The 19,123-nt window shown below is 68.8% G+C and carries 16 protein-coding genes; all 16 read right to left on the bottom strand.

Going from position 1 to position 19,123, the window contains the following annotated elements; translation table 11 throughout:
* Window positions 1-207 precede the first annotated feature (207 nt).
* Window positions 208-1,881: an eCIS core domain-containing protein gene (locus tag POL72_RS02160; protein WP_272093314.1), complete on the bottom strand. Its 1,674-nt coding sequence runs from the start codon at window positions 1,879-1,881 to the stop codon at window positions 208-210.
* A gap of 86 nt (window positions 1,882-1,967) precedes the next feature.
* A complete protein-coding gene (locus tag POL72_RS02165; protein ID WP_272093315.1) occupies window positions 1,968-3,479 on the bottom strand; it encodes a contractile injection system tape measure protein in 1,512 nt (503 codons plus the stop codon).
* Window positions 3,476-5,068 carry a hypothetical protein gene (locus POL72_RS02170; protein WP_272093316.1) on the bottom strand — a complete coding sequence of 531 codons (1,593 nt, stop codon included), beginning with the start codon at window positions 5,066-5,068 and terminating at the stop codon, window positions 3,476-3,478. Before POL72_RS02170 ends, POL72_RS02165 begins: the two co-directional genes overlap by 4 nt.
* Window positions 5,069-5,072: 4 nt before the next feature.
* Window positions 5,073-7,064 carry a baseplate wedge protein gene (locus POL72_RS02175; RefSeq protein ID WP_272093317.1) on the bottom strand — a complete coding sequence of 664 codons (1,992 nt, stop codon included), beginning with the start codon at window positions 7,062-7,064 and terminating at the stop codon, window positions 5,073-5,075.
* A 22-nt stretch (window positions 7,065-7,086) separates the two neighbouring features.
* A complete protein-coding gene (locus POL72_RS02180; protein ID WP_272093318.1) occupies window positions 7,087-8,385 on the bottom strand; it encodes a tail fiber domain-containing protein in 1,299 nt (432 codons plus the stop codon).
* Window positions 8,386-8,455: 70 nt separating this feature from the next.
* Window positions 8,456-12,670: a baseplate J/gp47 family protein gene (locus POL72_RS02185; RefSeq protein WP_272093319.1), complete on the bottom strand. Its 4,215-nt coding sequence runs from the start codon at window positions 12,668-12,670 to the stop codon at window positions 8,456-8,458.
* Window positions 12,671-12,685: 15 nt separating this feature from the next.
* Window positions 12,686-13,150 carry a contractile injection system spike tip protein gene (locus POL72_RS02190; RefSeq protein WP_272093320.1) on the bottom strand — a complete coding sequence of 155 codons (465 nt, stop codon included), beginning with the start codon at window positions 13,148-13,150 and terminating at the stop codon, window positions 12,686-12,688.
* A 7-nt stretch (window positions 13,151-13,157) separates the two neighbouring features.
* Window positions 13,158-13,574 (bottom strand): GPW/gp25 family protein, encoded by a 417-nt coding sequence (locus tag POL72_RS02195; protein ID WP_272093321.1) that lies wholly within the window; start codon window positions 13,572-13,574, stop codon window positions 13,158-13,160.
* Window positions 13,564-13,752, bottom strand: coding sequence for a hypothetical protein (locus POL72_RS02200; RefSeq protein ID WP_272093322.1), 189 nt, complete (start codon window positions 13,750-13,752; stop codon window positions 13,564-13,566). Before POL72_RS02200 ends, POL72_RS02195 begins: the two co-directional genes overlap by 11 nt.
* Window positions 13,749-15,374 carry a type VI secretion system tip protein VgrG gene (vgrG, locus tag POL72_RS02205; protein ID WP_272093323.1) on the bottom strand — a complete coding sequence of 542 codons (1,626 nt, stop codon included), beginning with the start codon at window positions 15,372-15,374 and terminating at the stop codon, window positions 13,749-13,751. The genes POL72_RS02200 and vgrG overlap by 4 nt, the downstream gene beginning before the upstream one ends.
* Before the next feature lie 8 nt (window positions 15,375-15,382).
* Window positions 15,383-16,105 carry a CIS tube protein gene (locus POL72_RS02210; RefSeq protein ID WP_272093324.1) on the bottom strand — a complete coding sequence of 241 codons (723 nt, stop codon included), beginning with the start codon at window positions 16,103-16,105 and terminating at the stop codon, window positions 15,383-15,385.
* Window positions 16,102-16,266 (bottom strand): DUF5908 family protein, encoded by a 165-nt coding sequence (locus POL72_RS02215; RefSeq protein ID WP_165374204.1) that lies wholly within the window; start codon window positions 16,264-16,266, stop codon window positions 16,102-16,104. The genes POL72_RS02210 and POL72_RS02215 overlap by 4 nt, the downstream gene beginning before the upstream one ends.
* Before the next feature lie 2 nt (window positions 16,267-16,268).
* Window positions 16,269-16,745 carry a phage tail protein gene (locus POL72_RS02220; protein ID WP_272093325.1) on the bottom strand — a complete coding sequence of 159 codons (477 nt, stop codon included), beginning with the start codon at window positions 16,743-16,745 and terminating at the stop codon, window positions 16,269-16,271.
* A gap of 102 nt (window positions 16,746-16,847) precedes the next feature.
* Window positions 16,848-17,297 carry a phage tail protein gene (locus tag POL72_RS02225; protein ID WP_272093326.1) on the bottom strand — a complete coding sequence of 150 codons (450 nt, stop codon included), beginning with the start codon at window positions 17,295-17,297 and terminating at the stop codon, window positions 16,848-16,850.
* Window positions 17,298-17,306: 9 nt separating this feature from the next.
* The gene (locus POL72_RS02230) at window positions 17,307-17,780 is read right to left on the bottom strand and encodes a phage tail protein (protein WP_272093327.1); all 474 of its coding nucleotides are present in this window, start codon (window positions 17,778-17,780) and stop codon (window positions 17,307-17,309) included.
* A gap of 3 nt (window positions 17,781-17,783) precedes the next feature.
* Window positions 17,784-19,121 (bottom strand): phage tail sheath family protein, encoded by a 1,338-nt coding sequence (locus POL72_RS02235; protein WP_272093328.1) that lies wholly within the window; start codon window positions 19,119-19,121, stop codon window positions 17,784-17,786.
* Window positions 19,122-19,123: the final 2 nt, after the last annotated feature.

Here is a 19,123-nt window from a genome sequence, read left to right on the forward strand (position 1 = left end):
GTCTCCGTATGAAACCGACGAGACCTGGTGTCGTCACCTTAAGAGAAATTAAACGGGTGTTCCTTCAAGCTCGGCCGGCGCGGCGCGCGTCGAGGAGCGCGGCGCGGTGCTTCACCGAGCCGGCGACAGCGAAGGTCGGCTCCCAGGCAAGCGCCTTGTCCCACGCGTTCGCCCGCGCCCGTTTGGTTCGACGCCGGGCCGGAGAGCTCAATACTCCGCGTCGTAATCGTCCTGGTTCACAGTCGTGCGCCAGGGCCTGGCGTGGTTATAGGTCGGAAACCAGTAGACCGCGCTGCAGGTGAACGTCTCGGGGAAGAGACGGTGGCCCACAGCTCTGAGGAGGGCGATCCCGGCCTGCTCGTTCTGGATCGCTTGAGTATCTTGCTGCTTCGGCGGCTTCTGTTGCTCCTGGGTGATGAGGTTATCACCATACTGGATGTTCCCCATCAGGAACGCAGGCAAATGCGGGTGACGCTTATAGGTATAATTGGGAACGACCGTGTACGTGATCACTTTCGGCCATGGCAGGGACACATTGTTGAGCGTGGTCTCATCCAGGAAGTGCGTCACCCCCGGGTATTGCGTCGTCGGCTTCGCCCCGGGGATATCAAGAGCGCTGTTGTTCCAGGCCAAGAGGCTACTCGCACTGCCGGGGGGCTGGAACTGGAACGGCGGGTTGGCGACGAGGTTGGTCTCATACTTCAGGGCGTTTCCCGAGGTCGCCCTTTGCATCGACTGGCGGATCGGGTTCTCGACGAGGTTATAGTGCAGCTGGGTGTTCGACTTCGCCGAGCCCATGAAGATGTTCTCGGCGCGGTTGTTCGTTTGCGCGTGCGGAGCGAAATTGTGATTGATCGCGTGCATCGCCGTCGCTGCGTTCTGCTGGTTGTTCGCCCGGACCAGGCCCGCGTCGATCAACCGGATCTCCTCGAAGTCGAGCGGCGCCCCGGGCGAGGAGCCGCCGCCGGTGTTGCTCACCATCTTCTCGAGGTTGACGGCGTTCCCACTGGTGCCGCCTCCCGGATATACAAGACCGTTCTCGATGAGGACATCGAGCTGCAGCCCTCGGAACCTCGGGCCTTGATAGTTTGCTTGGTTCTGATGGAAGGGGTTGAACGCCGAATTGCGCCTCTGGATGACCCCGGTGGCACACTGGACGGCCGCTTGCTGCCCGTCCGGACGGCTGCTCGCCGATGGAGGCGCAGAGGGCGTTTGCTGCCCGCCGCAGCTCTCTCCCCTCGCCGCCTTCGCCCCCATCACGTCCGCCTCCGCCTCCAGCGCCGGCGCGTCGTTGAGCGCTATCCCCTTGTACTGCGCCGTCGCCTGCACGCGCCCCGCCCGCTGCTGCACCACGTGCGCGAGCTCGTGCCCGAGCAGCTCCTGCCCCTGCCTCGTCTCCGGCGCCCACCGCCCCGGCGCCACGTGGATCTCGCTCCCCTGCGTGTACGCGAGCGCTCCCAGCGCCGTTGCGCGCGACGATCTCGGGTGCACCCGAACGCCGGAGAAGTCGGTCCCGAACGCCGCCTCCATCTTGGCCTTCACCGGCGACGGGATGCCCGTGGAGTTGACGGCGCGGTCCGGTCCGCTCCCGGTCCCCACGCCGGGCCCAGCCGCCTTCGCCTGGATCGCCGATCCGCCCGGCGCGCCCGGGCTCTCCTGCGTGACGCGGTCGCCCACCGCCCGCGTTCGCCCTGTGGCCGCGGCCGCAACGAACTCAGCCCCGAACGCCCGCTCCAGCGCCGCTCGTGCCGACTCGGCCGGCGGTCGTGCGGGCGGCGTCGTTCGCCGCTGCACGAGCGGCGGCGCCGGAGGGCGGGCCCGCGAGGTGCGCGTGGCGCTCTGCGAGGTCTTCGGAGTGGATCGGTCAACAGCGATTTGCATGAGACTCTCCTCGGCGCGGGCGGAGAAACGAGGCGGCCCCGCGCGTCACCGCCAGGCGTGCAAGCGTGCGTTCAGCGAAGCCCCGGTCACCACTCCACAGAGAGCGGCGCCTCCATCCAGGGCTGCTTCACCCAGCTCATCCCCCAGGGAAACCGATCCAGCACCACGTCGTACGAGGCCCGCTCCACGCGGAGGAGCCACGCGCCGTCACGCGCAGAGAGCGCGCCCTTGCGGATCAAGAACGAGCCACGGAATCCGGCGATCGACATCTCCCCCAGGATCGGCGCGCTCGCGATCGCCGCCGTGAGCAGGTTGAGGCACTCCTCGGCCTCTGCCTCGGTGACCGGAGGACCGAAGTCGAAGACCTCTGTCATTCGCATGCCAGAGAGCACGCGGGCCAGGGGCAGCTGGTACTCGGCCGGCTCGAGCTCCCCCGTGCAGAGGTGCTGGAGCAGGCCGGCCGCGCGGTGGAGGGCGCGCCGATCCTTGAACTGCGTGTCGGCAAAGAGACCCAGGCGCTCGAACAGGTGCCCGAGGAAGGGCCAGAGCACCACCAGCCCGGCGCTGTCCAGGTAGACCTCGTCGGCGTCGCTGTACGCTGGATCGACGGACAGCTCCTGGTCCGCGGCCGCGGCCCCCGGATCGCTCGACGGATGCTCTCCCCGCGTCTCGCGGACCGGCCGCTCGACGACCGCGCCGGGGCTCTGCCCGACCGTTCCCGGCGCGGCTGCGCCGGGACGCTGCATGACCGCCCCCAGCGCGCCCGGCCAGGCCGATGGGCTCGGCCCCAGAGGCGCGTGCAGCCCCGCAAGGAGAGCCCCGAGCGTCACGCCGGCCTCCAGCGCGATCCGGGCCAGCGCGTCGCGAAAGAAGCCCACCCGCCCGTCGCTCGGGCTCTCCTCGAGGCACGCTGTCCGCAGCGCGCCCGTCCAGACGCACGCCCGGAAGCCGTCCGGCGTGGCGCCAGCGACCGCCCGGTGCGCGCGCAGCAGGGCGACGAGCTCCACCGGCATCGAAGGGAGGTCGGCCTGCGAGGACGCCGCGAGAGCGTCGAACAGCGCCCAGAGCTGCGCGTCGCGGCAGTGGCGGACGATCCTCGTCAGCGCGCCGCCTTCGCGCTCGAGCGCCCGGATCAGCGCCGCGAGCGGGCGCGCCGCGCGCTCCAGGAGCAGCCCCAGGGTCTCGTCCAAGAGCAGCGGTCGCGCGCTGTCCGCCCACCAGGGGAGCGCGCCGGTGCGGGCGAAGAACGCCACGAGCTCCAGCCGGGAGACCACCTCGGGATCTCCGCCCCGGAGCGCGGTCTTCTCGTCCTCCTCGCGGATCCGCGCGGCCAGCGCCTCGCGCAGCAGCGGGTCGAGCTTGTCGACCAGGTCGCGCTCCAGGTGGTCGGGATCGATCCGCCCGAGATCCACCTCGACCAGCGCGATCCGCTGGAGGCGATCCGGAGCGCCGAGCTCGGTGCAACACCGATCGATGACCGCCTCGAGGCGCTCGGCGTGGATGCGGCCGAGCTCGGTTTGCAGCCGCCACGCCGCCTCGCGATCCTGGACGGTCACCTCCAGGATCTGCCGGCGGATCTGATCGCGCGGCGCGGTCACGGCGCTGTCGCCGCGGGTTCGGGGGCAGCGCCGAGCTCGCCGGGCGGGGCCTCCGCGGCGACCGGGGTCACCGTGACCGATCGCTTGGCGACCCACCCGATCCCGGTGCGGGCCTTGATGGCCATCACGTCCACCGCGCCGCCGAGGGGCAGCGGCGCGATGTCCACCAGGGGATCGAGCGGGCGCACGTGCGCCGGATCCAGGGCCGCAGGCGCCGGCGGTTCGCGCGTGATCACGAGATCCATCTCGACCCGGAGCCCCCGGCGCGGAACCTTGTCGGCCCCTTCCGGCTCGGTCGCCGCGACGCCCTTGTTCATCGACGGGTACCGCTCGTCGCGCCGGTGGAAATACGCCGGCAGGCCGAGCTCGCTGGCCTCGTTGCTCGGGTAGAAGTGGTAGAAGACCCCGGGCTGGCCGCCCGAGACGAGCAGCGTGCCGCTCGCGCCGCCGGCGTTCGCCGAGATCTGCAGCACGAGCGGGGACGCCGGCTCCGGCCTCACCGGGACGACCGCCGCCTGCTCGAGCTGCACCGCCGACTCGAGCGACGCGCCGGTCACCGTGTGGATCTTGCGCGCCTGCACCACGACGATGCTGTCGTCCAGGAGCGGCCCCACGCCGAGCTCCAGGACGCCGCCGTTGCCCGGCATCGCGTCCCCGTGCTGCACGGAGCCGGCCGGCGCCTGCCAGAGCGCAGGAGGCCGCGGGGTGTACACCTCGACGCCGGACGTGCCGGGGACGGCGATCGCCACGAGGGCAGACCCCGCGTCGGGCACGAAGTCCACGGTGGAGAGCGCGCGGACGTGGGCGCTGTAAAGCACGTTCGGCTGACTCCCAGCGATGGAGATCGTGGCGCTGCCCTGCGGCAGGACCGGTGATCCGGCGGCCGACACCGCGAGATCCCGATCGGCGCGGACCGCGATCGGCAGCTCCGCGGCGAGCACCGCGTGGAGCGGGGCGCGCCCTTCGCCCTCGTCGAACGTCCTCTGGACGTCGACCCGGATCACCGTGTCTTCGGTCACCCGACGGACCGTCAGCGTGATGGCGCCGTCCTTGTTCCCGCTCACGCGCTCGGGGGGCGTCATGGGGATCGGGCTCCCCGCGCCGTCGATCAGCCCATAGGTCGCGCCCGCCTGGCTGCCCGAGATGCTCACCAGAACGCGGCTCCCGTGGTCGACGAGGCGAGGCACCTCGGCGATCTCGGGCGTCGAGACAGGGAGATCCGTGGCAAGCCCCACCTTCACCGTCGCGGTCTGGAACAGGAAGGTCTCGCGCCTCAACGGAGCGAGCTTCTTTGCGTGGATCCGGAAGGTCTTGTCCGCCCTGTCGATGATCGGCCCCTTGAGGACCGCCTTCTCCCCGGTCCCGTCCACGGAGCAGGCGGGCACCACCGGCGCGTCTCCGTCGAACAGCTCGTACCTGACGCCCGCCTGGGCGGGATCGAGGATGATCTCGCAGGGGGCGCCCACGTTCACGGTGAGCTGCGCTTCTTGAACGTTCACGTCCCGGATCGGGGTGGTCTCCCCGAGCCCGAGGAGATCGATGAGCCGGTCCCGGGCGCAGCGCACGTCGATAGGTCTCGCGGTGGACATGGTTCTACGAGCTCCGCTCCTCCAGGTGTACGCCCAACGTCGCGGCGAGGACCTCCCGCCGCTTCTGCAACCACTGCCCGTGAGCCGTCCGGAACGCCGCCCACGCGTCGGCCGCCATCCAGAGCACATACGGTGTCAGGTGGGCCGGCGTCTCCGCGCGGAGGGTGTTCTCGACGAGCTGCTTGAACGCTGGATCGCTGAATCGCCCCACCCCGTCGGGGAGGACGAACGTCAATCGCAGCGAGTAAGGGTCCTTCTCCCGCGCGGCCGAGAGCAGCGCGGGCGGCCTGTCCGTTGGCGGGTCCGTCGGCCCGGGGCGCTCCTGCTTCTCGTCGCCCGGCATCGGGCGGAGCAGGATGTGCTCGACGACGGTGATCTCCTCACCTCCGGCGAGCCCGAGCGTGACGCGGAGCCGCTCCTCCAGCCCCGACATGTTGGCGGGGCCAGCGGGCGCGAGGCCGTCGAACCCCGTCCCCCGCGCGCTGCTGATCCGGGGATATCGCTGCAAGAGGCGCTCCTTGCGCCGCGCTCGCTCCGCCGGAGAGATCAGCGCGGAGGCCGCATCGTGACCGCCGATCGGCTCGGCAAAGCGGGCCAGGAGGTGATTCAAGAAGCGGTTCTTCCGCTCCAGGGAGGCGACCTCGGCCGGGGTCTCCACGAGCTCGCCGAGCCGGGCCCGGTGCGCTTCGTCGAGCGCGCGGATCTCCTCGAGCCGGAGGCCGGGCTGGTCCAGCGCCTGCGTGAAATACGTCCGCGCGCCGCCGCCGTGGGAGAACAGATCCTTGACGTGGGCGAGCTGCGCGAACGCGTTGGCGAGGAGCTGATCGAAGAACATCAGGTACGCCGCGAGCTGCCGCGCCTGCGCCTTGCGCGCGGGCGTCGCCGAGTCGGGCAGCCCCGCCTCGCCGACCCCGTAGAGCATCGGGAGGTGCTGCCGTACCGAGGTGTACGCGCCGACGTTCCGGTCGCGCCCCTCGGGCACCGCGAGCGCGCTGTCGCCCGCGCCCTGGGGGGCGTCCGGCGCCCTCGCCGGCTTCGCCTGGGCGATCACCCGCCCGGCGCTCATCAGGGTGATGATGGATGCATCGAAGTTCATCCTCGGGACCCGATCCGGGTCGACCGGCAGGGACCACTCCTCCTTGGCGCCGCCCGTGGAGACGCGGATCCGGCTCACCGCCCGCACCGCCGCGATGTCCGTGATCGCGCGCATCAGATCGGAGGTGTGGATCACGGTCCGCCGCGTCGCGTTCGCCAGCACCTCGTCGGAGAGGAACCCGTGCTCGAGCCGGGGCCCCTCGAACATCGCGTCGACGCGGATGCCGGCGTCCAGCAACCGCGAGAGCGTCGCGAAGGGGATGGGCGGCGAGATCTCGTCGGCGATCGCGCGGCCGATCTCGTTCAGGAGCGCCGCGGGGTCGTCCACCGGCGTGATCTCCACGGTGGCCTCGACCTGGATGAGCTGCGGCTCCAGCACCGTGATCTCGGCGAAGTCCTCGCACAGGGGGCGGTTCTGGTGGAGCCTTCGAGCGACCCTGGCCCTGACCTGGGTGCCCTGGCCGTGCTCCGACGCCTCGATGAGGACGCGGTAGAGGCCGCGCAGGCGGACCGGGTCGGAGGCGATGTCCTTGGGCGCGAGGCGTATCTCCCGCTCCACGGGAAGAGTGTAGAGCTGGAGCGCGTCCGCCGTGGCCGGCTCGACCCAGGCGTTCTTGACGCCTTCCACGTCGAGGACGAGCCGGCGGAGGTCGGCTGGCGTCACCGGGTGCGAGGTGAGGATCTCCGCCGGCAGGTGGAGGCTCCGGTACGGATCGTCCCCGCCGTCGGCGAGCAGATCCGGGATCTCGTACCCGGCGCGGTAGCCGAGATCCGAGAGGGCATAACAGAGCTGCTCCAGGAGTGTGATCCCCGGATCGTGAGCGTTGAAGTCCGTCCATCGCCCGCCGGTCATCCGCTCGAGCTGGCGGATTCCCTCTTGGCGCAGAAGAGCGTAGTCCATCGTAGGGCTCCAGGTGTCGCGCTCAGGTGGCGCGCGCGAGCTTCAGCGCCTCGACCTCGGCGGCGAGCTCCTTCACCGCCTCGACGAGCGGCGCCACGAGGCGCGCGTAATCGACGCTCTTGGTACCCTCGTGGGTCTCGGATACCAGCTCGGGGAAGACAGCCTCCACATCCTGCGCGATGAGCCCGATCTGCGGGCCGGCCCCCATCTTCTCGTCGACCCAGCGGTACTGCACCCCCTGGAGCCGGAGCACCCGCCCGAGCACGGGGCCAAGCGGCGCAATGTCGTGTTTGAGGAGGCGATCCGAGAATAGCTGGATGTTGCTGACGTAGACGATGCCGCTCGAGACGAGCAGCCTCTCCGCGCCATACTGCCAGATGGAAACGGTGTCGTCGGGGTCGTTGCTGGTGCCGATCTGGAGCTTGGTCGACTCGCCGCTGACGACCATGTAACGAATCCACGCGGCATCGCCGGTGCCACCGCCGGGATCGGCGGGGAACATGATGCCGTTGCTCGCGGAGTTGCCGACCGAGGGCGTGATCGCCCCCCCCACCTTGACGTTGCCGGTGACGTTGAGCTTGTAGCCGCCCGGATCGGCTGTGCCGATGCCCACGTCGCCGTCCTTGATCACGAGCATCGCGGCGCCGCCTGTGCCGGGCGCGAGCGTAGTGTCGCTGTGCGCGCCGCCCTTGTAGAAGGCGAAATGGGAGCCGGTGCGAAAGTACGTGGTGCCGTCTTGGACGCCGATTCCATACCCATCAGCCCACAGGTTGAGCATCTGGCGAGTGGTGGAGCCAAAGCTCACGCGCGCCTTGCCGTCGGTGCCATCGACGAGGATGTTCCCTGCCACCCGGAGCTTGTTGCCGGCCGGGTCGGCTGTGCCGATGCCCACGTTGCCGTCCTTGATCACGAGCATCGCGGTGCCGCCGGCGCCGTCGACGAGGACGTTCCCCGCCACCCGGAGCTTGTTGCCGGCCGGATCGGCCGTGCCGATGCCCACGCCGCCGGTCGTGGCATCGATGAAGAGGCGGTTCTGGCCGTCGCCGTCGCCGATGCCGAGTCCCTTCTTGCCGCCGGCTTGCAGGCTCAGCGCCCAGGCGGGCTTGGTGTCCGTCGCGAAGCTCTCATAGAGGTGGATCGCCGGCTTGTCGCCGGCCGTCGACGCCGCGATCTGCGCCGGCTGATCGGCCGCCTTGACGAGGCCATCGTCCTTCTGGTTCAGCCCAGCGTCGATGAGATCCCTGAAGTTGCCCTCCGTCGGCAGGGCGTTCTTGACGAAGTACGCCTTCAGCTCAGCACGGCTCTTCTTGTTGATTTCCATGGTGTGCGATTGCCTTTCTCACCGAGCGACCGACACGTCGCCTCGGGCGCCTGGGCGTGATCCCAGGCTCTCAGTGGATGAAGAAATCGAGCTCGAGCGTCATGAAGTTGATGCCCGTCATTCGCGTTTCTTCGTACAAACCTTCGCGGAGGATATCGATCTGGTGCTCTCTGGCCGAGGTGAGGACCTCGTCAGGCCTCATCGTCCCAACGAAGGCTCCGCTCCCGTCGGCCGGGGGCGACACCCGCTGGAACCTCTCTCCATCGTCGCTGCGAAAGAGCTTGATGCCAGCGACGAAGTCCACGTAAGGGCGGCGCTCGACGAAATCGACGATGCTGTTGGCGTAAATCCTCCCGCCGATGGCGAGCTCAGCGCCCTCGGCGTAGGCCCAGGGAGCGAGAAAGCGGTTGAGATCGTCGTTGAGCCGCTGGGTGTAGTAGGCGTCGTTGCTGTCGGCCCGGAAGCGCACGCCGAGGCGGACGCGGACGGCCACGTAGTGGGCGTTCACGACCGCGATCGAGGCGGAGGCGGGGGCCCGCGCCGAGAGGTGCTCCCGCACGTCCGCGAGCAGGCTCGCCGGCGCCTTGGGCTCGAAGGGATCGGCCGGCAGCTTGTTCCGGACATCGGGGATGATGACGACCTTTACCTTCCCGGGCTCGCCGAGCGTCGCCGGGACGCACTTGGCCCGGTAGATCTCCGGAAACCGATCGAGGACCAGCCGCTCGTAGTCCCACACGGTGAGCGCGCGCTGCTTGTGGCGGAGACGCTCGCTGACGCGCGTGGCCCAGGTGTTTGCGCCCTCCGCCGTCCGGCCTCCGTAGGACGCGTAGGGCTGGCGCACGCGCGCGATCTCCGGGATCGCCGAGCTCAGCCTGGTGATGGTCCCGGCGGGGAGGGGCTCGCCGAAGTGATCCGGCGCGTTGTCGTGGTCGACGAAGGTGGCTGTCACCGCCTGGGTGTGGACCGCTAGGGTGTCACAGAGGCTCCGTGGGCCCCGCTCCACGGCGGCGCGGATCCAGTAGAGATCGCCGCGCAGACAGGTGCTGGGCTCCGCCGGGTCGAGGGCGAGCTCGACGATCCCGGAGTTGGTGAGGCCGCGGGTCGTGTCCGAGATCAGACGGTGCCCGAGGGGGATCCAGCGGTCGCCGCTCAGGTAGCTGAGGCTGACGGGCTGCGGCGGCAGATCCGGGTTGGCGCTGCCCTCCGCCATCTGGAAGAGGATGGAGACGGTCTGGGGCGGGGAGAGGTCGCGCAGGCCGAGGTAGAGCTCGCCGTCGTTCTCGTACCTGGGCAGGAAGGAAAGGCCGGCGCTCGATCGCGCTCTCTCCCCGTCGCAGGCGCCGAAGGGATGAACGTGGAACACCCGATCGACGCCCGAGGCCCGCGGCGCGCCGTCGAAGCGGAGCTCCAGCGAGGACGCGTAATCGAGGGTCAGGCTCTTCAGCTTCGGCGTGTAAGGCGGGTTTACCTGGTACTGCGCGGCGTTGACCGCCGCGGGGTTGCTGGCGACGGCGACCGACAGGGCGAGCGCCTTGCTCGAGGCCACAACGGGGTAGCTCCCGTGCTGGAAATCCGGGGCGTTCAGCTCCCATTGCAGGTAGCGCCGCGACGTCGACAGGTCCTGATCGGGCGAGCCCTCGACGAGCGCCTGGGGGTCGGCCGCCGCGGCCGCGGTGAGGGCGGTGGTGACGGTGATCGAGGTCGGATCGGAGCTCTTCGCGCCGAAGAGCGGCGCTGCCTTGACGAGCTCCGTCGCCCCGCGCCGGTCAATCAAGCTGACCTTGGCGGTGAAGGCGAAAGGGGCAGCCGGATAGTTGGCGTAGTGAGACGCGAGGTTCGCCGGCGCTCCCATCCACTGGAAGCTCGTGGCCAGGCTGTCGAGCTTCTTGCCTGCGATCTCGGGGTGTCCGATGAGGAGGCGCGATCCGACGGCCGGCGCGCTGCCGAAGGGCTCGAAGGGCTTCTTCGCATCCAGCGTCATCTCATCGTTCTGGAGCGCAATGGCCCTGAGCCCTTGGACCTCCACCTTGAGGTGTGCCGACACCATCAGGAGGTCGCCGAGCTCCCGGTAGCGGGCCACGTACTTCTGGTCTGCCCCGCTCCAGATCGGCCGGAGCATCAGCCGCAAGACGGGCCACGGGCTGTCCATCCCGGCGAGCCCCGCAGGCGGCGCCGCGATCGGGTCGACGCCGGGCGGCAGGGTCAACGTGAATCGAGCTCCCCGGGGGTCGTCCTCGGACGTCGTGCCGGTCAGGACCTTGTACGAACCGAACTGCACCCCGACGGAAGAGCACTCGACCCAGCCCTTGGCGGTGCTGAGCTGGAAGAGCAGCGAATGCTCTCCGCCCTTGAGAAAGAGGTCCTCGAGGGGGGTGCGCGCGGGGCTGAAGCCCAGGGTGAGCGTGATGACGCGCTGGCCTTCGCCGAGCACCAGCAGCGGAGAGCAGAGGGCCCAGCCGAGGACGGGCTGCGGAGCGGGGCCCGCGCTCGAGGAGGGCCGCGCCGCCCCGAAGGTGGCCCACGCGGGAGCGCCTCCCGCGGTGACCGGCGGGCGGATGGACACCGCGGTGGCGTCCTCCGCCGGGAACAGGTTGAACCACTCCTCCTTCTCCGCCGGCGGCTCGCCGAGCCGATTGCGCTCGGCGATCTCCAGGAGGGCATAGATCTGCTTCCAGTCGCCCGCCGCCGCGGACGCCTGGAGCTTGGCGAGATCCGGCTTGCCGAGGTAGGACTCGAGGCGGTCCATCGCGGCGGGGTCGTCCTCCGGGCTCGCGTCCTCACCGAGCACGTACCGGATCAGGTCCACCAGGCGCGCCGGCGGCGTGGACTCGTGGCGCCGCCGGAGCTCGTCTCTGCGGTCCTTGCGGAGCTTCTCCCGGTGGGCCTCTTCGAGGATCGAGAAGACCTGGCTCCAGTCGTCCTGCCGCGTGTCGAGGACCTCGCCCATGGCCATGGCGAAGCTCTCCGCCGGCATGTAGAAGTACCCCTCGAGCACGAGGACCTCTGCCCAGTACGCCTCGATGCCGTCCGTGCCGACAGCGGCCTTCGCGTTGTCGGCGAAGGCCGTGACGTCGGCGGGCAACAGCCGGTAGTCGGGATCGTTCCGCTTCTTCTGCCCGGCGCTCTCGAGGACGCGATTGATCGCGCCCCACGCGGCGTCGAACCGCCTCTTGAGCTGCATCATCCGTTCGAAGTCGGCGAGCGCGAAGTACAGCGTCCCCTGGATGAACGCCTGGACGTCGCCGCGCGCCCGGTGCTCGTAGAGATCATCGACGGTGCTCACCTGGGCGAGCGTGCCGTAGGAGAAACGCCCCACGGCCTCCTGGAGGTTCGCCTCCAGGTCCCGCGAGCTCCGGGCGAGCGCGAACGGAGCGCCCCTCTTCTTCGTGCCGGCGAGCTCCAGCGCGGCGTAGATCTCGTCCCACTCGGAGGGCGTCTCCGCGCGCTCCTTCCTCTGCTCCATCAGATCGCGCAGCGTGGGGAGCGACATGAAGAAGCCGCTGTCCGAGCGCTTCACGAGGTCGCGAAGGCTCGTCAGCTTGGCGAAGTCGACCGGCTGACCGGAGCCGGGATAAGGCGGAAGCGGGCCTCCGACCGCGAGAGCGAACATCGCCTCGCACGCCCGCGGCTTGTCGTTCGCGTGGCCGCTCGATATCTCCCGGAGCCCCACGCGCCGTCGATCGATGAAGAGGGAGCTGATCGCTTCGACCTGCGTCCGGTTGACGACGAGATCCCGATCGGTCGCATAGCTCCGGGCTCGTCCGAGGCTGTCCGGGCCCGCGTCGAGGACGGTCCCAGCGGGCAGCAGGGCCTCCCGGCCGCGGGAAGCGAGCTCGACGATCAGGTTCACCCGATCCGGGACGGGCGGCCTCCGGGCCATCCGCAGGACCTGGCGATAGTAGAAGTCGAGGTGCCGTCCTGTCAGCGTGTTGAGCTCGGCCCGCGACCTCTCGAAGAGCCGCAGGAACGCGAGGAAGAGAACGAAATGCGGCCGGTAGAGCTCGGGCGCGGCCTCGGGGGTGAACTTCCCGGGATCGCGGAGGAACGCCGCGACGTCCTCGGGCCGGAGCTTCGAGCCGACGAAGTCGCTCCAGTCGCCCTCCGGCGCACCGCCGGCGCCGTAGTACGTGAGCTCCTTGCCGTAGGCGCGCGCGAACGAAAGGAGCTCCGCGGACGTTCGCTCGTCCACCGAGGCGTAGCCGGGATCGAGCGCGGCGAGCGCGCGCCCCGCCTGGCTCGTACCGTCGCGCTCTGCGCCCGCGGGCTCTCTCGACGTGCTCGACATGGATGGCTCTGCCTTTCAGGTTCCCTTGAAGATCTTGTTGGTCGTCGTGAACATGCCCTTGCCCTGGTACTTCAGGGTCGAGTCCGGGATCGGCGGCCCCGGCCCCTTCGGCGGCTGCTTCGCCGGGTTCTGGACCTCGAACGTCGCCTCGAACGTGGTCCCTTTCAGGAGGACCGCCTTGTCGCCGGTCCTGGTCTTCTTCGCCTTCTGATCGCTCCCGAGCGCGGAGATCTTCAGCGTCCCCTTGCCCGCGATGGAGTACCCCGGAATCACGTAAGAGCAGTTGGCGACCGAGACCTCGCCCTCGTCGCCTTCGACGCAGAGCTTCTTCCCTTTCAGCGTCCCTGGACCGCTCCCCTTCAGCTCTCCAGGCCTGGGATGGACGAGCGCGGGCGTGAAGCTGGGCAGGAAGATCACCTTGTCGCCGTCGACGAGGATGAATCTTTTCTGCTCCGGGCTCTTGAGCTTCTTTTTTTTCATGGCGCTCTCACCACCCGGGGAGGGTCGCCTCCGTGAGATAGAACGGGAAGACCATGTTGAAGCGCGAGTTCGTATCCCTGACGGTGTAGTTGACCGCGATGAGCACGCAGCCCGGCTGGGTGTCGCTCGCCGCGACGTCGATCCGATCGACCTGGATCCGGGGCTCGTGCTCGAGGATCGCGTCCGAAAGGAGCCGCTCGATGGTGTTGATCAGGCCCTGATCCAGCTCCTCGAACACAAGGCTCGCGAGGTCGCAGCCGAACGTCTCCGCGAGGACCCGCTCGCCCGGCGAGGTCCCCATCAGGATCTGCAGGCTCTGCTGGACGTCGGCGGAGCCGGAGACCATCTCCACGTCAGCGCCGCCGCGGCTGAACGAGGGCGGGAAGGCCCAGCCTCGACCGAGGAAAGAGCTCTCAGGTCGCATCCGGCTCCTCCTGCGCGGGCTTCGCGGCGAGCTGCTGACTGGCCTGCTGCTGCACCTTGGCGACCAGCGCGTAGACCTTGGCGAACGGGAGCAGCCCCACCCCCTCCAGGATCAGGTTCGCCTCGTCCACCGTCACCGAGAGGTGGAGCTCCCTCACCTCCTGTCCTGATCGGCTCATTGGATGTCGACCCCCTTGCCGCTGATCGTGACGTTGCCCTTCTCGCTCTTGATCTCGATGCCGTCCTTACCCATGGTGATCGAATTCTCGTGCTGGTCGGAGAGGACGATCGATCCTGCCCCGTCGTCGATGAGCAGCTTGTTCTTGTTGGCCGTCTCGATGGACACCGACGCCTTGTTCTCGTCGGGGTCGAGGAGCTGTATCTTCGTCCCGAACTTGGTGACGATCCCGCGCTTGTCGTTCTTCTTGCCGGGCTTTCCCATCACCTCCGGGGGCGCGTTCTTCGACCCGAAGAGGGCCCCCAGGATCACGGGGCGGCGCGGATCGTCGTTGAAGAAGCCCACCACCACCTCGTCCTTGGGCTCCGGCCGGAAGAAGCACCCGCGCTCCTTGCCTGCGTCGGGCGCGGCGAGCCGGGCCCAGACAGCCTCGTCCTGCTTCGCGTCGACCCCGGGGAGGATGACCTTGACCCGGAGCTCCTCGTCGGGATCGTCCTCGAAATCTGCGACGACGCCGATCTGCAGCCCGCTCACCGCGGGCAGGAGCCCCGCCGCCGGCGCCTCGCGGAACTCCTCCTTGCGGGAGAGCTCCTCGGGCGAGAGCCCGAACTGCACGTCCGTCCGCCAGCCCGACGCGTCGACCCGGTGGCGGAGCCCCGTCACCAGCGTCGTGCCGTTGAATCGCTTGCCGACCCCCGCGACCTCCATGACGTCGAGCGGCTTGATGCCGGCGAAGCCCGGCACCGCGATGCGCCCGCGAAGCAGCGCCATCCGACTCCTCGCCATGCGGGCATCGGCCCAGGCCTGGAGCTCCTCCGCGGCGACGGGGACCGGGTGGGAGAGCGTGCAGGTGCCGTTGCCGACCGCGTCGCCGAGCTTGCCCCCGTCGAGGTTCCCCTGGGTGGCGCGGGGGCTCTTCGCCTTGCTGGCCGCGGTGGGCTTCTGCTCCTTCACGTCCCAGGCGACGCTCTCCACGGCGCGGTGCTGGTGCTCAGCGTCGGCCTCGATCTCGACGTCGAAGACCTCGGTGATGCCATAAGCGAAGCGGTGCCTGGGCGCGCCTTCGACCTCCATCTTCCGGAGCGAGATCTCGCCGTCCTCGACGACCACGAGGAGGCCGAGCGCGCCGGCCCGTGAGAGGATGAAGTCCCACGGCGTGGCGTGGTATTGCACCATCTCCGCGTGCTCCGGCCTGGTCTCGGCGATGGTGCCGACCTCGAGCTTCGCCGCCTCGATCAGCTGTTTCACGATCGCGCCGTCGGTCATCTTCCGGAAGACGGCGCTCCGCCGCGCTCCGGTCAGCTTGACGGCGGCGTCCTTGAGCCCGATCACCAGGACGGAGCCGTCGTCGCTCGCCTCCACCCCGTGCCGCACCACCACCCCCTTGAAGACGCACCGGTCTTCTTCCCCCTCGTACCGGAGCTTGATCTCGATCTTCGCCCCCGGCTCGAAGAAGCCCGTATCGCTGATGGCGAACGCCTGCTGCGCGGCGCTGCCGTCGAGCACGCGCAGCTCCGCTCGGGGGATCCGGTCGACCTCTCTCCGGATGTCGATGGAGATGAGCTCGTAGGCCGGGTCCATGGGCTTGCCGTCGCTGAGGACAGTAGGAGTCACCGCGGGCATGGCGTCATCTATCCTTCCCCGGAGGCGCCGGCGCCCAGCTTGGCGAGCGGCGGAAAGAAGATCTCCTGGCCGGGGATCAGGCTCCTGAAGTTGTCCAGGCGGTTCCACCGCGCGACGTCCAGGTAGCGGGCGGACGAGCCATAGATGTCCTTGGTCAGGAGCGGCAGCGTGTCCCCGCCGCGCACGATCCGGCTGTGGGTCAGATCCGGCGACGTCTTGCCCTCCTCCCTGGCGCGCGCCTTGGCGGCCTTGTCGTAGATCAGCGTCACCTGGAGCTCGGCGCGGAGCGGGGTGCCGTCGCGCTCGAACGCGGTGTACTTGATGTCGACCGCGGAGAGGCGACAGGAGAAGATCAGCGAGCCCCACTCCACGAGGAGGTAATTGGGCTCATGGATGACCCCGTTATAATGAAAGGTGACGTCGAGGAACGCCTTCACGCGATCCTTCACGCTCCTCCGCACAGGCGCGACGATCCCGATCGACTCCACGCCGGTGCCGTCGACCACCAGGGTGAGCGTGAGCTCGCGCGGCTCGCTCCGGCTATACGAGAGCTGCGGCCCGCTGGAGCCCACCCCCTGCTTGGCCCCCCAGGTGATCGCGTAGCGCTGCGAGAACGACGCCGGGTTGAACATCGCCTCGAACGGCGCCGCGATCGGCTGCCGGCGCTCGACGTCCTTGAAGGCCTTGATCTTGAGCTTCTCGAGCTTGAAGAGGTTCAGTCCCACGATCATCTCTCCTTCGACGCCTTGAGGACCCGGAGGACCTCCTTGACCGCCGCCTCGATCACGGCCTCCTGCCCGGCGGCGTCGGGCGCGGCGGCGCGCGCGCGCGGCGCCCCCTCCGGGGGCGCGACGACGGCGCGGATCACCAGCTCTTTGATCTCCACAGGCATGGTCATACCTTCATGATCTGCATCCGGGCGTAGGCGAGCTCGAGCGACTCGATGAGCAGCTCCTTCGGCTCGGCGGCGAGGTCGGCGATCGACCACTTGACCGGATAGGCTCTGGAGAAGAACCATGCCGACACCGGGGTATACGCCTCGCTGAAGAGGGTCACGAGGACGTTCGAGGGGGCGAATTTGAAGAGGGACATGGCGTCGTCGAAGTCGACGCGCAGCGGCGAGCTCGCCACCATGCCGCGCTCCAACACCAGGTTGCCGTACTCGACCCTCGAGGGCAGCGGCTGGGTGTAGAGGTTCTGTCCGCCCTCCTCGAGCGGCGTCGTCTTCACTGTCCGCGAGAGCCCAGTCACCTTCTTGAAGCGGACGTCGAGCGTGTTTGGCACCACGCCGCCGGCGAAGAAGAAGACGCCGAAGCGGAAGTTGACGAACATCTCGCTCTGCGGAACGAGCTCCGGAATGGCAGCGCTCATGATCTTGACCTCCACCCCTTCGGCCCGGGGCCCGGGGCGCCGCGCGGCGGATCCGCGCGGGGCCCCGGATCTCGGCCGGAGGGACCGCCGCTCTCGCGAACGTCAGAGCCTGACAAAGGAGACCTCCCTGACCTGCAGCTCGAGCGTGTCCACGACGGCGTCGTTCGTTGTGGCGCTGAAGGCCGGCGCCTTGAGGCCGACGGGGACCGCGACGGCGACCTTCCAGGCGAGCACCGCCGCGCCCGTCGCGTCACAGAGGCTGACCTCCATGCTCCGGCTGTCCCGCTTCTCCAGCCAGTTGAACAGGAACAGCGGATCTGCCCCGAGGACGGTGCCGCGCTTGCAGGTGACAGGCGTGAAGCGCTTGGAGTTGAACGTCATGATCACCGGGCCCTCCTGGAAGCTCAGGCCGTGCGCGTACGTCACGTGCTCGCGCTCGGCCGCGAGGCCCGAGACCTCGGTGAAGCTCATCGAGGCCTCGCCCACCTTCACGCGGAAGTTGTACGCAGCGAGCGGGTAGCTCGTCCGCTGGTTGTCCGTCGACTGGGCCATCGCGCCGCTCTACGCCTCTTCGATCAGGATCGCGTCCGCCATCAGCTCCATGCTCTCGATGGCGGCCTCGTTGGACGACGCCGTGAAGGTGGGCGCGTCGAGCCTCGTGGGAAAGGCGTTCTGCACCTTCCAGCTGATCACCGCCTCGCCCTTCTCGTCGCAGAGGCGGACGTAGATGTCCTTCTTCTCGACCTGGTTCACCTGGATCGCGCTGATCCAGGCGTAGAGCGTGGCGACGCTGGTCTTCTTGACGATGCCCTTCTTCAGCGTGAGCGTCGGCGCGGCGGGCTGCGCCGGCATGTTCATCACCACCGGACCGGGCGCCGCCCCGCCGATGGGGCTCTCCTTGTAGGTCGTCGTCTCGCGCTTGATGCTGAGCCCGGAGATCTCCGAGAAGCCGACCGCGGCGCCCGCGATCTCGACTCGATAGTTGTACGACGGGAGAGGATACGCGGTCATGATCTCGCTCTTGGTCAGTGCCATGGCCTAGGCCTCCTGCAGCTTGTGAGAGAAGCGAAGGACGACGAACTCGGCCGGTCGCACGGCCGCGATCCCGATCTCGACGATCATTCGCCCCTCGAGGATGTCCTGGTTGGTCATCGTCTTGCCCAGGCCCACGTTGACGAAGTAGGCCGCCGCCGGGGAGCCCCCGGCCAGGGCGCCGCGCTCCCAGAGGCTGTAAAGGAAGCTCTCGATCATCCCCTTGACCTTCAGCCAGGTCGTCATGTCGTTGGGCTCGAAGACCGCGAAGGAGGTCGCCTTTCGGGCCGACTCCTCGATCATGATGAAGAGCCGCCGGACCGGGATGTACCGCCACTCGTTGTCGTTGCCGGCCAGGGTCCTCGCCCCCCAGACGATGGTCCCCTTGCCGGTGAACGCGCGCACGGCGTTGATCGATTTACCCGCCGTCGGATCGACGTTGAGGGCATCCTGAGCGTCGTTCGTGATCTTCAGCACCGGCCCGATGACGGCCGCGACGCTGACGTTGGCGGGAGCCTTCCATACGCCGCGATCCCGGTCGACGCTCGCGTAGATGCCCGCGACCGCCGCGCTCGGCGGGAGGACGACCCGCTCGGCCGTCAGCCTGGCCTTGACCTGTTGATAGGTCGCCGTCTGGCTCGACTTGATGGTGTCGAGGGTGACCCCGGTCGCCGCCCCGCCCTGGATGGTGACGCCCGCGTCGGCGTACGCGTAGCTCAGGGAGGTCTGGAGGTACGGGTAGTAGGCGGCGCCGTAGGCCAGGTAGCTCGTCCCGATCTCGTCGCGGAATGCGTCGATGTCCTTCTTGCCCGGCGCCGTGTCCTTCTTGACGTCGAAGATCGCAAAGCGATCCCCCAGCTTGTGGCACTGGGCGAGGGCCGCCCGGCACACCTCGTGGTAGTCCGCGGCGGCGAGGCTCACGGCGTCGGTCAAGACGATCAGCGTCGGCTCGTCCTCCTTCTCGAGCAGCAGGAGGCCGTCGGCGATCTTGTCCTTGGCGGGCGGTGACGCGTAGTCTCCGACAGAGACGACATAACATCTCCCGCCCCCGTTCTTGAAGTAGTGGCTCACAGCGTAGTACAGCAAGAACCCGGTATCGGAGCTCCGCGTCACCCCGGTCACCTGGGACGCGGCGTCCACCGTGACCGTGAAGGTGGCGAGATTGGGCCCGCCGAAGAGCTGCTCGTACTCGAGCATCGTGCTCACCTCGGCGATCGACGGGCTCTTCGGGCCCTTCTCGGTATATCCTATGAAGGCGGGGATCGCAGTGGAGACCTCCGCCACGGAGGGCGGCAGGGTCGACACCTCTTCCACGTAAACACCGGGCGTCTTATAAGCAGGCATTG

This window comes from Sorangium aterium (genome assembly GCF_028368935.1).
GTDB lineage: Bacteria > Myxococcota_A > Polyangia > Polyangiales > Polyangiaceae > Sorangium > Sorangium atrum.

Bases quoted from the DNA above. Each gene is read 5' to 3' on its own strand.
- POL72_RS02195 (WP_272093321.1), bottom strand. From the start codon at position 13,574: ATGCGACCTGAGAGCTCTTTCCTCGGTCGAGGCTGGGCCTTCCCGCCC.
- POL72_RS02215 (WP_165374204.1), bottom strand. From the start codon at position 16,266: ATGCCTGTGGAGATCAAAGAGCTGGTGATCCGCGCCGTCGTCGCGCCC.
- POL72_RS02170 (WP_272093316.1), bottom strand. From the start codon at position 5,068: ATGTCCACCGCGAGACCTATCGACGTGCGCTGCGCCCGGGACCGGCTC.
- POL72_RS02210 (WP_272093324.1), bottom strand. From the start codon at position 16,105: ATGATCGTGGGACTGAACCTCTTCAAGCTCGAGAAGCTCAAGATCAAG.
- POL72_RS02185 (WP_272093319.1), bottom strand. From the start codon at position 12,670: ATGTCGAGCACGTCGAGAGAGCCCGCGGGCGCAGAGCGCGACGGTACG.
- POL72_RS02200 (WP_272093322.1), bottom strand. From the start codon at position 13,752: ATGAGCCGATCAGGACAGGAGGTGAGGGAGCTCCACCTCTCGGTGACG.
- vgrG (WP_272093323.1), bottom strand. From the start codon at position 15,374: ATGCCCGCGGTGACTCCTACTGTCCTCAGCGACGGCAAGCCCATGGAC.
- POL72_RS02225 (WP_272093326.1), bottom strand. From the start codon at position 17,297: ATGGCCCAGTCGACGGACAACCAGCGGACGAGCTACCCGCTCGCTGCG.
- POL72_RS02180 (WP_272093318.1), bottom strand. From the start codon at position 8,385: ATGGAAATCAACAAGAAGAGCCGTGCTGAGCTGAAGGCGTACTTCGTC.
- POL72_RS02175 (WP_272093317.1), bottom strand. From the start codon at position 7,064: ATGGACTACGCTCTTCTGCGCCAAGAGGGAATCCGCCAGCTCGAGCGG.
- POL72_RS02235 (WP_272093328.1), bottom strand. From the start codon at position 19,121: ATGCCTGCTTATAAGACGCCCGGTGTTTACGTGGAAGAGGTGTCGACC.
- POL72_RS02190 (WP_272093320.1), bottom strand. From the start codon at position 13,150: ATGAAAAAAAAGAAGCTCAAGAGCCCGGAGCAGAAAAGATTCATCCTC.
- POL72_RS02160 (WP_272093314.1), bottom strand. From the start codon at position 1,881: ATGCAAATCGCTGTTGACCGATCCACTCCGAAGACCTCGCAGAGCGCC.
- POL72_RS02220 (WP_272093325.1), bottom strand. From the start codon at position 16,745: ATGAGCGCTGCCATTCCGGAGCTCGTTCCGCAGAGCGAGATGTTCGTC.
- POL72_RS02230 (WP_272093327.1), bottom strand. From the start codon at position 17,780: ATGGCACTGACCAAGAGCGAGATCATGACCGCGTATCCTCTCCCGTCG.